12 protein-coding genes and 1 pseudogene are annotated in these 15,671 nt (G+C 68.6%); 10 read left to right on the top strand and 3 right to left on the bottom strand.

The features are described 5' to 3' along the window. From SREC43747_RS21965 to der, 4 genes and pseudogenes are all read left to right on the top strand, one after another. Nucleotides 1-297: pseudogene (locus SREC43747_RS21965) on the top strand (hypothetical protein); the annotation flags it as partial. Nucleotides 298-431: 134 nt separating this feature from the next. Next, nucleotides 432-1,157: a (d)CMP kinase gene (cmk, locus tag SREC43747_RS0111870; protein WP_081722548.1), complete on the top strand. Its 726-nt coding sequence runs from the start codon at nt 432-434 to the stop codon at nt 1,155-1,157. After that, entirely contained in the window at nt 1,154-1,876 is a 723-nt protein-coding gene (locus tag SREC43747_RS0111865; protein ID WP_051387972.1) for a lysophospholipid acyltransferase family protein, read from the top strand. Before cmk ends, SREC43747_RS0111865 begins: the two co-directional genes overlap by 4 nt. Then, nucleotides 1,873-3,309: a ribosome biogenesis GTPase Der gene (gene der, locus SREC43747_RS0111860; protein ID WP_029721459.1), complete on the top strand. Its 1,437-nt coding sequence runs from the start codon at nt 1,873-1,875 to the stop codon at nt 3,307-3,309. The genes SREC43747_RS0111865 and der overlap by 4 nt, the downstream gene beginning before the upstream one ends. A 163-nt stretch (nt 3,310-3,472) precedes the next feature. Here der and SREC43747_RS0111855 read toward each other — a convergent pair whose 3' ends face one another. Continuing rightward, nucleotides 3,473-5,557 (bottom strand): S9 family peptidase, encoded by a 2,085-nt coding sequence (locus tag SREC43747_RS0111855; RefSeq protein WP_029721458.1) that lies wholly within the window; start codon nt 5,555-5,557, stop codon nt 3,473-3,475. 102 nt (nt 5,558-5,659) lie between these two features. Between SREC43747_RS0111855 and SREC43747_RS0111850 the strand changes: the two genes are divergently transcribed. Then, nucleotides 5,660-7,744, top strand: a complete 2,085-nt coding sequence (locus tag SREC43747_RS0111850; RefSeq protein ID WP_236623150.1) for a glycoside hydrolase family 43 protein — start codon at nt 5,660-5,662, stop codon at nt 7,742-7,744. Between the two features lie 44 nt (nt 7,745-7,788). Here the strand turns inward: SREC43747_RS0111850 and SREC43747_RS0111845 are convergent, their stop codons facing one another. Together SREC43747_RS0111845 and SREC43747_RS0111840 are read right to left on the bottom strand one after the other, a co-directional pair. Beyond that, nucleotides 7,789-9,099 carry an MFS transporter gene (locus tag SREC43747_RS0111845; RefSeq protein ID WP_029721456.1) on the bottom strand — a complete coding sequence of 437 codons (1,311 nt, stop codon included), beginning with the start codon at nt 9,097-9,099 and terminating at the stop codon, nt 7,789-7,791. Nucleotides 9,100-9,240: 141 nt separating this feature from the next. Continuing rightward, the gene (locus tag SREC43747_RS0111840) at nt 9,241-10,032 is read right to left on the bottom strand and encodes a DeoR/GlpR family DNA-binding transcription regulator (protein WP_029721455.1); all 792 of its coding nucleotides are present in this window, start codon (nt 10,030-10,032) and stop codon (nt 9,241-9,243) included. 129 nt (nt 10,033-10,161) lie between these two features. Between SREC43747_RS0111840 and SREC43747_RS0111835 the strand changes: the two genes are divergently transcribed. The 5 genes from SREC43747_RS0111835 to SREC43747_RS0111815 are packed head-to-tail and all read left to right on the top strand — an operon-like array spanning nt 10,162 to nt 15,663. Further along, the gene (locus SREC43747_RS0111835) at nt 10,162-10,863 is read left to right on the top strand and encodes an HAD family hydrolase (RefSeq protein ID WP_029721454.1); all 702 of its coding nucleotides are present in this window, start codon (nt 10,162-10,164) and stop codon (nt 10,861-10,863) included. Between the two features lie 42 nt (nt 10,864-10,905). After that, on the top strand, nt 10,906-11,964 hold the full coding sequence (locus tag SREC43747_RS0111830; protein WP_029721453.1) for a 2-hydroxyacid dehydrogenase: 1,059 nt from the start codon (nt 10,906-10,908) through the stop codon (nt 11,962-11,964). Continuing rightward, nucleotides 11,961-13,439: an FGGY-family carbohydrate kinase gene (locus SREC43747_RS0111825; protein WP_029721452.1), complete on the top strand. Its 1,479-nt coding sequence runs from the start codon at nt 11,961-11,963 to the stop codon at nt 13,437-13,439. The genes SREC43747_RS0111830 and SREC43747_RS0111825 overlap by 4 nt, the downstream gene beginning before the upstream one ends. Further along, complete coding sequence (locus SREC43747_RS0111820) at nt 13,436-15,169, top strand: dihydroxyacetone kinase family protein (protein ID WP_029721451.1); 1,734 nt, start codon at nt 13,436-13,438, stop codon at nt 15,167-15,169. Before SREC43747_RS0111825 ends, SREC43747_RS0111820 begins: the two co-directional genes overlap by 4 nt. Continuing rightward, a complete protein-coding gene (locus tag SREC43747_RS0111815; RefSeq protein WP_277676206.1) occupies nt 15,166-15,663 on the top strand; it encodes a ribose-5-phosphate isomerase in 498 nt (165 codons plus the stop codon). The genes SREC43747_RS0111820 and SREC43747_RS0111815 overlap by 4 nt, the downstream gene beginning before the upstream one ends. Nucleotides 15,664-15,671: the final 8 nt, after the last annotated feature.

The following is a 15,671-nucleotide window of genomic DNA, read 5'->3' as shown; positions in this document are numbered from 1 at the left end:
GTGACCGACTTCGACAAGGAGCTGCGAAACCTGGTCAAGGACCTGTGGGACACCATGGAGGCGCAGGGCGGGCGCTGGGCCAACACCGCGAGGAGCGCGGGGCGCGTCCCGCGCTGCGGTGGGCGAGCAGTGGTCACCGGGCCACGCGGCAGGACTCGCCTTCCTCCCGGGGATTCGTCGGCGGTCGGGACTGCGGCGAAGCCGATGGTCGATCATGTGGAGGCGCGGCCGGATCGAGTCGTGGTGTTCTGCCGGGCGCGGGTCCGGTGCGGGTCTGCCCGCAAGCGCTGCCGGTGACCTGCGCGGGTCCCGCGCCGCGGACGCCTCGTGCCGTGCTCCGATGCGGTTGGGTGCTGGCTGCGGGCACCAGGCAGAATGGAAGGCTGGTCCGGCACGCGCCGGTGTTGACTTCGAGCGGGAGGAAATGCGACGTGGCACACGCCCAACTTCGCGGTGTGGTAGCTCTGGACGGCCCGTCCGGTACCGGCAAGTCGACGGTGTCCCGGCGTCTGGCTTCGGCGCTCGGTGCGATCTACCTGGACACTGGCGCGATGTACCGGGCGATAACGCTCGCTGTTCTCCGGGCCGGGGCGGATCCCTCCGACAGCGGCGCGGTGATCCGGGTGGCCAATGGTGCTGAGCTGACCATGGGGACCGACCCGGAGCAGCCGGCGGTGTTACTCGGGGGTGCCGATGTCAGCCAGGAGATCCGCGGCCCGGAGGTCACCGGGGCGGTTTCCGCTGTCTCGGCCGTGGCAGAGGTGCGGGAACTGCTGGTGCGGCAGCAGCGCGAGCTGATCGACAAGGCGCTGCAGGAACCGGGTGGCATCGTGGTGGAAGGCCGGGACATCGGCACCGTGGTGGTTCCGGACGCGAAGCTGAAGGTCTTCCTGACCGCTGATGCGCATGCGCGAGCGCAGCGGCGAGCCACGCAGGACCTCGCCGAAGGCCGGGTCAGCGATCTGCAGCAGACGCACGCCGACGTGCAGCGGAGGGACAAGCTGGATTCGACTCGGAAGGTGGCTCCGCTGCGGCCGGCCGAGGACGCGGTCGAGCTCGACACCACGCACCTGGGCGTGCAGGAAGTCCTGGAGCAGCTGCACAAGCTCGTCGAAAGTCGCGGCCTGTTGGACGGGTCGGGGAGAGAAGACCGGTGAACACGGCGCACAACGACGCTTCCGCTGCTGGTGGGCAGCCGGCCAAGCCAGGAGGAGCGCTGCCGGACGGTGCGTGGGCGGGATTGCACAAGGCCGCCCAGTGGGTGGGGCGCGTGGCGCTCCGGTTGCCGTACCGGGTGCGCGTGCACCACGCCGAGCGCATTCCTCGGTCCGGCCCGATCGTCCTGGTCGCCAACCACAGCTCGTTGCTCGACGGTCCGCTGCTGTTCGGGATGTTGCCGCGGGAAGCGGTGTTCCTGATCAAGCACGAGATGTTCCGCGGACCGGTGGGCTGGTTCCTCCGTCGCATCGGGCAGATCCCGGTGCGACGCGGCGAGCCCGACCGCAGACCGCTGTTGACCGCGGTGCAGGTGCTGCGCGCCGGCGGGCTGGTCGGTGTCTTCCCGGAGGGCACGCGGGGGGACGGTGCGGTGGAAACCGCGCAGAACGGGGCCGCATGGTTGGCCCGCACCGCAGGGGCCCGGGTGCTGCCGGTCGCCTGCCGGGGAACCCGGCGTCCGGAGGGCAAGCGGTTCCGGTTCTTCCCGCGGATCGACGTGTTGTTCGGGCACCCGGTGACCTTGCCGGCGGAGAAGGGCCGTGCCGGTCTGACCGCGGCGACGGAACAACTGCGGACAGAACTTGTAGAGCTGATCGGCGAACTCGACCAGATGATCGCTGATCAGCGCGATCGCAGAACGAGAGGGAAACGAGCGTGACCGAGGAGCCGCTGGAAGGCGCCGAGCTGGACGGCACCTGGTCAGACGAGTCCGAGTGGACCGAAGTCGACGCAGGGGATTGGCCTGAAGACCAGCCGGCCGCTCCGCCGCAGCCGGTGCTGGCAGTCGTCGGGCGCCCGAACGTGGGCAAGTCGACGCTGGTGAACCGGCTGCTCGGCCGCCGGGAGGCGGTCGTGCAGGACACCCCGGGGGTCACCCGGGACCGGGTCGCCTACGACGCCTTGTGGAACGGGCGGCGGTTCACCGTGGTGGACACCGGGGGTTGGGAACCGGACGCCAAGGGGCTGCAGCGGTCGGTGGCCGCGCAAGCCGAGCTGGCGATGCACACCGCTGACGTGGTGCTGCTCGTGGTGGACGCCCAGGTCGGCCCGACCGCCACCGAGGAGGCCGTGGCCAAGGTGTTGCGGCGGTCCAAGCGACCGGTTCTGCTGGCGGCCAACAAGGTGGACGACGAGCGGTCGCTGGCCGACATCCACTCGCTGTGGTCGCTGGGGCTGGGTGAGCCGATCCCGGTGAGCGGTCTGCACGGGCGCGGTTCCGGTGACCTGCTCGACACGGTGCTGGAGAAGCTGCCGGAAACCCCGGTGGAGGCGGTCGGCGGGAGCGGTGGCCCGCGCCGGGTCGCCCTGGTCGGCAAGCCGAACGTGGGCAAGTCGAGCCTGCTCAACAAGCTGACCGGGGAAGAGCGCTCGGTGGTCGACGAGGTCGCCGGCACCACCGTCGACCCGGTCGACTCGATGGTCGAGCTGGACGGCGAGCTGTGGCGGTTCGTGGACACCGCGGGGCTGCGCAAGCGGGTCAAGACCGCCAGCGGGACCGAGTACTACGCGTCGCTGCGGACCAAGTCGGCCATCGAGGCCGCCGAGGTGGCGGTCGTGCTGATCGACGCGTCCCAGCCGATCAGCGAACAAGACCTGCGGATCATCCGGATGGTCGTGGAGGCCGGGCGAGCCTTGGTCCTCGCCTACAACAAGTGGGACCTGGTGGACGACGACCGGCGTCGCCAGCTGGAGAAGGAGATCGACCGGGAACTGGTGCGCGTGCGCTGGGCGGAGCGGGTCAACGTCTCGGCGCGCACCGGTCGGGCGGTGGCCAAGCTCGCTCCTGCGCTGCGCACTGCCCTGAAGTCGTGGGACACCCGCATCCCCACCGGCCAGCTCAACAACTGGTTGTCGGACCTGGTGGCTTCGCAGCCACCGCCGGTGCGGGGCGGGAAACAGCCGAAGATCCTGTTCGCCACCCAGGCGCAGACCCGGCCACCGACGCTGGTGCTGTTCACCACCGGTTTCCTGGAGGCGGGTTACCGGCGTTTCCTGGAGCGCAAGTTCCGGGAGACGTTCGGGTTCGTCGGCAGCCCGGTCCGGATCTCGGTGCGGGTCCGGGAGCGGAACAAGGCGAAGGGGCGGCGCTGACGACTTCCGCCCCGGTTCGCCCAGCAGGCGGTGCCCGGCGATCCTGCTGGGCGTGGAGGCGGAGGAACGTCCGGCGGGTCAGTGCGGAGCAATCCGGCCCTTCGGGTTCGGGTTGTCCCGCACTGACTGGCCGTCCCGGTGCACGCCGCGCATGGCCGGGGCGTCAGCCGTCGTGTTGCAGGCCGAGCGCTTTGCGCAGGAAGTCGACCTGCAGCAGGAGCAGGTTCTCGCTGGTCACTTCATCGGTGGGCATGTGGCTCACCCCGGGCAGCGGCAGCATCGTGTGCGGCCGGGCGGCCGCGGTGAGGGCTGCCGACAGGCGCAGCGAGTGCGCCATCACCACGTTGTCGTCCACCGTCCCGTGCACGATCAGCAGGGGGCGGTTGAGCTTCGGGGCGTCGCGCAGCAGTGAGTTGGCCTGGTAGACCTCCGGGTTGGTGTTGGGGTCCCCCAGGTAGCGCTCGGTGTAGTGGGTGTCGTACAGCTGCCAGTCCACCACTGCGGCCCCGGCGATCGCGGCGTGGAAGACGTCGGGGCGTCGGAGCACTGCCAGGGCGGCCAGGTAGCCGCCGAACGACCAGCCGCGGATGGCCACCCGGTTCAGGTCGAGCTCGGGGTGCTCGGCGGCGGCCGCGTGCAACGCGTCGACCTGGTCCTGCAGCGGTGGGCCGGCCAGGTCCCCGGCGATGGCCCGGTCCCATTCCGGTCCGCGCCCGGACATGCCTCGGCCGTCGGTCACCAGCACGGCGAATCCCTGGTCGGCGAACCACTGGGAGGTCAGGTGGCCCTGTTGCCGGCGCAGGACCCGCTGTGCTTGGGGGCCGCCGTACGGATCGACCAGGACCGGCAGCGGTCCGTCGCCCGGCCGGTAGTGGCTGGGCAGGAGCAGGGCGCTGCGCAATTGGCGTTCTCCCAGCCGCAGGAACTGGATGTTCAGCTGCATCCCGGAAGTTTCGGCGTGGTTGCTGATCTCGGCGATCTCGGTGCCGTTGCGCAGCACGGTGGTGCGGGTCTTCTCCCGGTCCGGTGTGCTGGCCGAGATGACGAGGGTGCGCCCGCTGCGGGTACCGGTGTGGACGCCGGGCGTGGTGGTCAACTGCTCGACCCCGTCGGCCGTTGCCCGGTACAGGTGGATCTCGGTGGGTTCTGCGGAAGCGCTGAGCAGGATGTCGTCGGCGACGTCGAGGACGGCCCGGACTTGCAGTTCTGGTGGGGTCCACGGTCGGTCACCGACGAACAGCCGGTAGGCGTTGTCTTGAGCGGCGATCCGCACCAGCTCGCCGTTCGGGGTCCAGGCCGGCCAGCCGGTTTTGATCTCCAGCCAATGCGGGTCGGTGTCCCGGTGCAGTTCGGTCGTCCGACCGTTCTGCGGGTCCACGGCCAGCACCAGCTGGGTGCGCTGGTCGCGGCTTTGCACGGTGATCAGCGGTTGGCCGTGCGCTGACCAGTGCGCGGCGACCAAGTACGGGAAAGCGCCGCGGTCCCAGTCGACGTCGATCCGCTCGCCCTCGACGGTGAGGACGGCGAGGGCCACCTCGGCGTTCGCCGTTCCTGCCGCTGGGTACCGCACCGCTCTGGGGGCTACCTCGGGGCGGGCCGGATCGGCCAGGTACCAGAACTGCACCGGTGATTCGTCCACCCGGGTGGCCAGCACGGCGGTGCCGTCCGGGTTCCACCAGTAGCCGCGGTGCCGGCGCATCTCTTCGGCCGCGATGAATTCCGCAGCGCCCCAGCTGATGTTCTCGTCTTCCGGCTCGGCCAGCGCCCGGTCCTCCGAACCGTCCACATTGATGAGCCGCAGTTGGCCACCGGACAAGTAGGCGATGCGCCGGCCGCTCGGATCCGGTCGGGGGTCTGCCACCGGCTGGCGGGCCGGCAGTTCGCGGGTGGCGCCCGAGGTGATGTCGATGACGAACAGCCGGCTGGACAGGGTGAATGCCGCGAGCCGCCCATCGCGGTCGGTGGCGTAGGTGGTGATCCCGGTGGAGCGCTCGCGGGCGCGTTCGCGGCGAGCTTGTTCCTCCGGGGAGACCTGGTCGTGCGGCAGCAGCTGGGCTGGATCGACCAGCAGCCTTTCCTCGCCGTTTTCCGTGTCGAGCAGCCACAGGCAGTTGCTGCGATCCGTACCGCTGGCGGAACGCAAGAACAGCACGCGTGTTCCGTCACCGGTCACTGTGAAGCTCCTCGGCGCGCCCAAGGTGAAACCTTGAGTCCGCGCGCTGCGGCGGGGAAATGAATTGGAAGACATAGTAGTCAGCGTGCCAGGTATTCCGCGGGGTTGGGCAGCCAGGTGGCTGTTTCCGTGACTTGCCGCCGGGAGAAACATAAAGTGATCAACAGGTTGTGATAAATGCGGTCGGAGGAGGCGAGGGCGGTGGTGTGGCGCAAGTTCAGCGGGATGGCCTTGGCACTTTCGCTGTTGTTCTCATCAGGTGTGGCCGATGCTTCCGAGGGCCGCGCGGGGACCAACGCGACGTACTACAACGATGCTGCGCAACCCGGAGCTGACCCGTTCGTGCTGTACGCGGACGGGTACTACTACGCCTATTCGACCGAAGGCGCTGACCCCGGTTACCACTTCGGAATATATCGTTCGCCTGATCTGATTACTTGGGAACGTCTTCCCGGCGGGGCACTGCCAGCTGACGACCCGAACCAGTGGGGGCGGGACTGGTTCTGGGCGCCGGAGGTGTACCACAACCCGGAAACGGGGAAGTACTTCCTGTTCTACTCCGCACGCCTGCGAGAGGACCTCGTCGCCGAGCACTTCCGCTACCCGGACTTCGAAGAACCGTGCAAGATCGGTGTGGCGGTGGCGGACTCGCCTGCCGGGCCGTTCCACAACATCAGCGATCGGCCGATCGATTACTTCCCCTACGATCCGGACTACCACGACGTCAACCTGATCATGACCGATCAGAAACGTCCTCCGGCCACTTTGGAAGAGGGGATGACCGCTCCGAGGGGAACTTACATCCCCGCCATCGATCCCAACGTGTTCTTCGACGACGGGCGGACGTACCTGTACTTCTCGCGCAATGCTTACCGGAATTGGGTGTGGGACCACGATCTCGGCAAGTACATCGAGGAATCGAACATCTACGCGGTCGAGCTGACCGACGACTGGTGGCGCGATCCGACCGGGACCACCATGCCGGCGATCCACCCGGACTACTACAACGCCAACCGGGAAGCCGGTGACGGCCCGCAGGTCCGCAAGGACGGCTTCACCCCGATCCTCGACTACGGATCGGACAAGCAGGCTTGGGAGAACGCGCACGTCAACGACTACGCCGAGTCCGGTGGGCAGAAGAAGGACCGCCGGTGGGAAGAAGGCTCCACCGTCGTCAAGAGCACGCGCTCGGACGGATCCCCCGTCTACTTCCTGACCTACTCGGCGAACAACTACGAGAACGAGTTCTACGGGGTCGGCTACGCCGTCGCCGACCACCCGCTGGGCCCCTGGCGCAAAAGCCCCGCCAACCCGGTGCTGGCCCAGGACGAACAGCAGGGGATGTACTCAACGGGGCACGGCAGCGTCATCGCCTCGCCGGACGGCAGCGAGCTGTACTACGTGCACCACGGGCGACCGGAACCCACGACCAACCGCCGGCTGTACACCGAGCGCATGCACCTCGACCCGGACACCCGGGCGCTGCGGATCGACCAGTCCACGAAGGATGAAACCATTCCGTCCGGGGTCGCTCCGTACTCCCTCGTCACCGATGTTCCGTGGGTCCAGCTGGAAGACGGCAGAGGCGAGCTCGGCTGGTCGGTCCGCAGCCGGTCGGGTGCCGCGATGGATCTGGCCAACCAGCTCAACCGGGTAGCGGTTTCGATCGATTCCGCAGGGGGGATCACCGCCGAGACGACACCGGGGCGCGCCGAGCTCCACGGGGATTCCGGGGTGGCGGCGCTGGTGCTGCGCTATCAGCGCCGCAAGTCCACCGGCGAGTACTTCGACATCGTCAACGCACCTGGGGAACCGGTGCAGGCGACAGTTCCGGTCGCCGCCTGCACCGAAGTGATCACCGGTGGTCGTTCCGGGCCGCTGCGCGTGACCAGCGGAGTGCTCTGCCTCAGCGGTGCGGACGTTTCCGGGGCGGTTTCGGTGGGCCCCGGGGCGTCCCTGCTCGTGGTGAACTCGAGGATCAGCGGGGAGCTGAGGGTTTCCGGTGCCGAATCCGCGTGGTTGCTCGGCAGCGCGGTGGGGTCGGTTCAGGTCGACGGGGTGCGCGGCTTGTTGCGAATCGAGCACACCCGGGTCGCCGGGGCGGTGTCGATCCGCGACAGCCGCACCCGCAACTCTCCTGTGGTGGCCGGAAATGCGATCTTCGGTTCGCTGCACTGCTCGGCGAACCGGCCGGCCCCGGTGGACGACGGCCGACCGAACGCGGTGTCCGGCGGGACGACGGGGCAGTGCAGCCGCATGTGAGATGCAGGAGTGCCCGGGCGCCGAGCAGCCCGGGCACCTGACCGCTAGTGCGCGGCAGCCGCCTCCTGCAGGCTCTTGCCCTGCTTGATGGCTTCCAGCGCGGTGTCCGGGATCTTCAGCGTCATCGTGAGCCCGATGGACAGCACGTACAGCGCGGAGAAGATCACGGTGACCCCGGCTGCTCCGACCAGCGGGAAGAACAGGCTGGCGATCGCCGGTCCGACGAAGGTCGCCCCGCCCGCGCCCAGGTTGAGCAGGGCCATGGCACCGCCCTTGTTGCCGGGGGCCATCGACGGGATCAGCGCCGAGATCGGTACGAAGCCGGCCAGGGTCGCCCCGTACAGCATGCCGACCAGTACGGCGGCCCAGTAGTAGTCGGAGCCGAGGTGGACGGGGATGAAGTAGAGCAGTGCGACGCTGATGGCGCAGCCGGCTCCACCGAAGGTGGCGATCGTGGTGCGCCACCCGATCTTGTCGCTGAGGGTTCCGAAGATCAGGTTGAAGACGATGTTGGTGCCGTAGATGATCGCCAGCAGCTGCAGCCACTTGCTTTCCCCGAAGCCGATGTCGTCGGAGAAGATGCGGGGCAAGAACACCAGCATGCCGAACTGCGGCGCGGTGTTGATGATCCGGACGATGCAGCCGATCAGCACTCGCGGGTGGGTCCAGGTGACCGAGATGCTGGTGTACAGGCTTTGGCCCAGCGTGCTGTCCTCGGGGATGAGCCGCTGGTAGCCGGTGCGCTCCTTGACGCCGAACAGGGCGAGCAGTCCGCCCAGGCCGATCAGCAGCAGCGACGACCACAGGGTGCCGAGCTGGCCGATCACCGGGATGGTGAAGCTGGACCACAGGGAACCGAGCGTCGGCAGCCCGCCGGTGAAGGCGAAGTAGAACCACCCCACCGCGGCGCCGAGCCGGGCGCTGGGGGCGGTTGCCGTGATCCACACCAGGAAGCCGAAGGCGAACAGCGGATAGCCGAATCCGCGGATCCCGTAGCACACCAGCATCAGGGTGTAGTTCTCGGTGCCCAGCGCGAACACCAGGAAGAGGATGTGGAAGACGAACCAGATGGCGAACCCGAGCGCCATCACCTTCCGGGGGCCCCAGACGTCGGAGAGCGCTCCGGAGAACCAAGAAGCGATCATCACGGCGATGCCGTAGACGGTGATCACGTAGCCGGCGCGGACGTCGGTGCCCGCGCCGTGCTCGGCCATGTGCGGTGCGATGAAACCGGATTCCACACCGTCACCGATCATGAACAGCAGAACGCCGATGTAGCCGTAGACCAGTGCTCTGGGCAGGCCCCATCGGTCGAGCAGGGATCTGCCGGATCCCGCAGGAGTGGCTGTGGACACGCCTACCTCCACGTTGAGGGGGCTGGTACGGAGGTGGGCCGTCTGCGGCCACCTCATGAGTGGCCCCATACTCATACGTGACGGTAGAAATATCAATACTTCTGTTAAAAGTGTATTTGTTCTTGTTGCTCCGCGGGCCGGTCACGCCTCCAGCGGGGCCAACCGCACGTCGGTCTGCTCCTGCAGCTCGCTGAGCAGCTCCTGGTTGATGTCGCCGCTGAGCAGGATGTGGTCGAAGGCGTCCACCGGGGCGAACTGGTGCAGGGCGGTGCGGTCCAGCTTGCTCGCGTCCATCATCAGCACCTTGGTCACCGCGGTGTTGAGCATGGCGCGTTTGACCAGCACGATCTCCTGCTCCTGGTGGTAGGTCATCCGGCCGTTCATCGCCGAGGTGGACATGAACACGATGTCCACCGAGAAGGTGCTGACCATCTCCTGGCAGGGCATGCCCAAGTAGGAGTCGTGGGTGCGGGAGTACTCGCCGCCGAGCAAGATGAGCCGGATGTCCGGCACTTCTCGCAGTTCTTCCTGCACCTGCCGGTAATTGCTGACCACGGTCAGCGGGCCGACCTCGGGCAGGAGCCTGGCCAGGGCCAGCGCGGTGGTGGAGTCGTCCAGCAGGACCGACATGCCCGGGCTGAGCAGCTTCAGGGCTTCGCGGGCCAGGGCGGCCTTCTCCCTGGTGTGGGTGTGCAGCCGGAAGTCGGAGCTGCTCTCGAAGATCGTGGACGGCTGGGCGGACACCCCTCCGTGGAACTTCCGCAGCAGGCCGCGGGTGGACAGGTCGTCGATGTCCCGGTGCACCGTCATGAGGCTGACGCCGGTCAGTTCTGAGAGCTCAGCGGCGCTGGCGAAGCCTTTGGAGACGACGTAGTCGACGATCTTCTGCTGCCGGATCAGCCGTGGTGATTGCTTTTTCGGTGCGGATGACATGCCTCTCATCTTGCCTGTTGCCGTTTTGGCTGCAGAACAGGTGTCCGGGAGCCTGTCTATCAACGAGGTAGTGACTTATAACTTTAATAGTGTTAATTTCAGCCTCGTTGGCGTTGGGAGGTTAGGAACATGACCCAGTCCGAAGCGGCGCGAACGACTGCGCACCGCGCCGTGGTGTTCGACATGGACGGCGTCCTGGTGCAGAGCGAACACCTCTGGGAGCGGATGTGGAGCAGGTTCGCCGCTGCCCGCGGAAGCACCTGGACAGCCGAGCAAACCCGTCAGGTGCAGGGCATGAGCGCTCCGGAGTGGGCCGCGTTCCTGGCCCGGTTCTGCGGGGCTGCCGAGTCGGCGGAGCAGACCGAACGACTCGTCGTCGACGACATGGTCGCCGCCTTGGAAGGCGGCGAGATCGGCTTGTTGCCCGGAGCCGACAAGATGGTCGCCGAGGTGGCACGGCGGGCCCCCATCGCCCTTGCCTCGTCGGCACCGCGCAGGCTCATCGACGCGGTGCTCGAGCACCACGGGATCCTTGAGCACTTCACCGCCACCGTCTCCAGCGCCGAGGTGCCGCGCGGAAAACCGCACCCGGACGTCTACCTGGCGGCGGCGGCCGAACTGGGCGAACATCCGGCTGACTGCTTGGCGGTCGAAGACTCCAGCAACGGATTGCGGGCCGCCGCAGCCGCGGGCATGACAGTGGTGGCCATCCCGAACACCGACTACCCGCCCGCTGCGGACGCCTTGGCCAAGGCCAGCTACGTCGCCTCCGACCTGTCCGATGCCCACCAGCGGCTGATCACCGAGCTGCCGGACCCGTTCAACAGCTGAGCGCCAGCAGCGTTCCGAAGTATCGCCGACAAAGGAGTCACGATGACCAGAGTTCTCGCCGCGGGCGACCACTTCGTCCTGCCCGAGCTGTTCGCCGACGCGCTGCGCCACAACGCCGGTGAGCTGGAACTGGAATTCACCACCCTCCAGCTGCCTTGGCCGGTGGAGCCGTTCGGCCCGGTCGGCAACGTCGACGAAGCCAGCGGAACCGAGCAGCAGGTGCTGGACGCGCTCGGCGACGCGGAGATCGCGGTCACGCAGATGGCGCCGTTCACCGGGGAGGTGCTGCGCCAGGCGCCGCAGCTGAAGTTCATCGGGGTGTGCCGGGGTGGTCCGGTGAACGTCGACCTGGCCGCGGCCACCGAGAACGGGGTGGTGGTCAGCTACGCACCCGGGCGCAACGCCGCCGCAGCAGCCGAATTCGCCGTCGGACTCGTCCTGGCCGCGCTGCGCCGGATCCCCGGCTCCGACGCGGAGCTCAAGGCCGGCAACTGGCGAGGGGACTACTACGCCTACGAGAACGCCGGACTGGAATTGGACGGCGCCACCGTCGGCCTGGTCGGCTACGGCGCGATCGGCAAGATCGTGGCGCGCGTGCTGAAGGCGTTCGGAGCTCACGTGCTCGTCGCCGACCCCTATGCGGATCCAGCGGCCGTCGCCCAGGACGGGGTGGAGCTCGTGGCGCTGGAAACCCTGCTCCGCCGCAGTTCGGTGGTCAGCTTGCACGCCCGGCTCACCCCGGAAACCCGGCACCTGCTCAACGCGGACAACCTCAAGCTGCTGCCGAAAGGCGCCGTGCTGGTCAACTCCGCCCGAGGCGGCCTGCTGGACTACGCGCCCCTGCCGGAAATGCTGAAGTCCGGCAAACTCGGTGCGCTGGCCGTGGACGTGTACGACATCGAACCGCCGCCCGAGGACTGGCCGCTGTTCGACGCGCCCAACGTGATCACCACACCGCACCTGGCCGGAGCGACCAGGCAGACAGCTCACCGGGCGGCCGAGATCGTGGCCGCCGATGCGCACCGGTTCCTCACCGGGCAGCGGCCGCGGTTCGTGGCCAACCCCGAGGTGCTGGACCGCATCGAAGGGCTGGGGCAATGATCATCGGGGTCGACGTCGGCACCTCGGTGACCAAGGCGTCGCTGCTGAGGCGGGACGGCACCGCGGTGGTCACCCGGAGCGTGCGCAGCTCGCTGCACCGGTTGCCGGGCGGACGTGTCGAACAGGACCTCGACGAGGTCATCGACTCGGTCGTGCAGGTGGTCCGCGCGGTCAGCGCCGACGCGGCCCTGGCGCAGGTGCCGGTGGAAGCGCTGGCGATCACCGGTCAGGGCGATGGGTTGTGGTTGCGGGACCACAGCGGCCAGCCGGTCGGCCCGGCGATCTCGTGGCTCGACGCCCGCGCGGCCCAGGTGCTGGCCGACTGGGAGCGCACCGGGGTTTCCCGCGAGGTGCATTCGCTCACCGGAGCGGGCATGTTCCCCGGATGCGCCGGACCGTTGCTGGCCCACCTGGCCGAAGAAGAGCCGGAACGCCTGGAGCGCGCAGCTGTTGCCGGGTACTGCGTGGACGCCATCGTCCACCGGTTCACCGGTGAGATCACCGTGGACGCCTCGGACGCGTCCATGCCGTTCCTCGACGTGCGCCAGCGGACCTACTCGGCAGAAGCGCTGCGGGCGTGCGGGCTGGCGGAGCACCGCGACCTGTTGGCCGAACCAGCGCCGCGGGGCAAGCTCTTCGCGCTGACCAAGTCCAGCGCCGAGCTGCTGGACCTGCCCGCCGGGCTGCCGGTGTCCGCCGGCCCGTTCGACCTTCCCTCCTGCGCTTTCGGGGCTGGGGTGCGAAACCCCGGGGACGGCGTGCTGGTGATCGGCACGACGCTGGGGTGCCAAGTGCTGCGCGACGAGGTGGTCGTCGAACCGGACGGCGAACCGGCGGGGATGTGGTTGGCCACCCCGTATCCGCAGCACTACTTGCGGGTCATGCCGGCCATGGTCGGCACCGCCAACCTCGACTGGGTGCTGCGCGTGGTCGGGGTGGACGTGTCGCAGCTGGAATCGCTGCTGGGCAGCAGCAGTCCCGGTGCGAACGGGGTGGCGGCGCTGTCGTTCCTGTCCAGCTCCGGGGAGCGCGCCCCGTTCGTCGAACCGAACGCGCGCGGTCAGTTCACCGGGCTGTCCTTGGACACCACTCCGGGCGATCTGGTGCGGGCGATGTGCGAGGCGGTGGCCTATGCCGCGCGGCACAACCTGGAAGCCGCCGGACTCACCGGAGAGGTCTCGGCGTGCGGCGGGGGAGCCAGGTCGACCGCGTGGAGCCAGGTATTCGCCGATGTGCTCGGCCGCCCGGTGCACGTGCCCCTGGAAGAAGGAGTGGGCGCGCGGGGAGCGGCCATGGCGGCCTGGGCGGCGTTGGGCGACCCCGTGGACCACGAGCGGTGGGCCGCCGAGCGCCGCACCGTGCACCCCGAACCACGAGCAGCTGAGTTCTACGAGCGCGGTTACCGCGCCTATTTGGACACGATCGAGAACGCTCGCCCGCTGTGGCAGCGAGGCGCTCCGGGGAGTCTGCGATGACACGTCTGTACAACGACCCCGCGTCCTTCACCGAGGACATGGTGGCCGGTTTCGTCGCCGCCCACCCCCAGTACGTGCGTCAGGTGCCGGGCGGTGTGGTGCGCGCGCACCGACCGCGCCGGGGCAAGGTCGCCGTGGTCACCGGCGGTGGCTCGGGGCACTACCCCGCCTTCTGCGGTGTGGTCGGCCCCGGATTCGCCGATGGCGCGGTGATCGGCAACATCTTCACCTCGCCGTCGGCCGAGGACGTCTACTCGGTGGGGCGAGCCGTCGACCGGGGAGCCGGGGTGGTGTTCTCGTTCGGCAACTACGCCGGCGACAACATGAACTTCGGGCTTGCCGTGGAGCGGCTGCAGCAGGAGGGGATCCCGGCCCACAACGTCGTCGTGACCGACGACATCGCGAGCGCTCCGGCAGGTCAAACGAGCAGTCGCCGCGGAGTGGCCGGTGATTTCGTGGTGTTCAAAATAGCTTCCGCGGCAGCTGAAGAGGGGTACTCGCTCGACGAAGTGGTGCGGGTGGCGGAGCACGCCAACGCTCGCACCCGCAGCCTGGGCGTGGCTTTCGCCGGCTGCACCCTGCCGGGGCAGGACAAACCGCTCTTCGAGGTTCCTGCTGGGCACATGGGACTGGGCCTGGGCATCCACGGGGAACCGGGGGTGTCCGAAACCAGGATGCCCACCGCGGCCGAACTGGCCAGCACACTGGTGGAGCGGTTGCTGGCTGAAGCGCCGGACGGCATCGAACGGCCGAAGGTGACCGCGATCCTCAACGGGCTCGGTGCCACGAAGTACGAAGAGCTCTTCGTGGTGTGGAAGACGGTCGCGGAACTGCTCGACCGGGAGGGCGTTGAAGTCGTCGCGCCGGAGGTGGGCGAACTCGTCACCAGTTTGGACATGGCTGGTTGCTCGTTGACACTGACCTGGTTGGACGAGGAACTGGAGCGGCTTTGGCTGGCCCCGGTGGACACGCCAGCGTACCGCAAGGGGAGCGTTCAGATCGCGGACACCGATGAGTCTGAAGAGGACGTTCTGCTTCCAGGGTCCGCGAGTGAGTCCTCTGTGGAAATTGTCTCCGCCGAGGGGCGGCGCACCGCTCGGTGCGCGGCCCGGGTGCTGCGCTCGGTGGCTGAAGTCCTGCGCGAATCCGAGGCAGAGCTCGGGGAACTGGACGCGGTGGCGGGCGACGGCGACCACGGCCGGGGCATGACCCGGGGCAGCAGCGCCGCGCTGGCGGCTGCCGAGGCCGAAGCGGAGCGGGGCAGCCCGGCGTCGGTGTTGGCCGCAGCTGGTGGCGCGTGGGCGGCGAAAGCCGGCGGCACGTCGGGAGCGCTGTGGGGAGCGGCGTTGCGCTCCTTCGGGCAGCAGCTCCCCAGCGACCGCGCTCCAGCAGCAGCGGACATCACTGCCGCGGCCGAGGCGGCGCGCGCAGCTGTGCAGCGGCTCGGTGGTGCGCAACCAGGGGACAAGACGCTGGTGGACGCCCTGGTCCCATTCGTCGAACAGCTGCAGCGAGCGGTCGACAACGGCACCGGTGTGGCCGATGCCTGGCGGCAGGCGGCCGATGCCGCGGAGAAAGCAGCACGTGCCACGGCCGATCTGCGGCCGCGCACCGGCCGGGCCCGGCCACTGGCCGAACGCAGTCTCGGGACGCCCGACCCCGGGGCTGTTTCGCTGGCTCTGGTGCTCAACCGCATCGGTGACGTGCTGGCTGCTGAGGACGAGAAGTGAACAGGGAGGTCGAAGCCGTGGGTGAGCAGAAGTACCGGATCGTCGTGGGCGCGGACGACGCCGGCGTCCACTACAAGGACGCTTTGAAACGGGATCTGCAGGCGGATCCCCGGGTGGGCGAGGTGGTGGACGTCGGCGTGAACGGGGACGACCCGACCGCTTACCCGCACATCGCGGTGGCGGCCGCGCGGATGGTCGCCGAGGGGCGAGCCGACCGCGCGCTGCTGGTGTGCGGAACCGGTTTGGGAGTCGCCATCAGCGCCAACAAGGTTCCCGGGGTGCGCGCGGTGACCGCGCACGACAGCTACTCGGTGGAGCGTTCGGTGCTGAGCAACAACGCCCAGGTGCTGTGCTTCGGAGAGCGGGTCATCGGATTGGAGCTCGCCCGTAAACTGGCCTCCGAATGGCTGGACTACCAGTTCGACGAGCTCTCGCCGTCGGCGAAGAAAGTCGCGGCCATCAGCGACTACGAAGCTTCCGGGATCGCGTGTTGAGAGGATGG

Source organism: Saccharopolyspora rectivirgula DSM 43747, from assembly GCF_000497205.1.
Lineage (GTDB): Bacteria > Actinomycetota > Actinomycetes > Mycobacteriales > Pseudonocardiaceae > Saccharopolyspora > Saccharopolyspora rectivirgula.
This window is presented reverse-complemented; position numbering and strand designations above follow the sequence as displayed.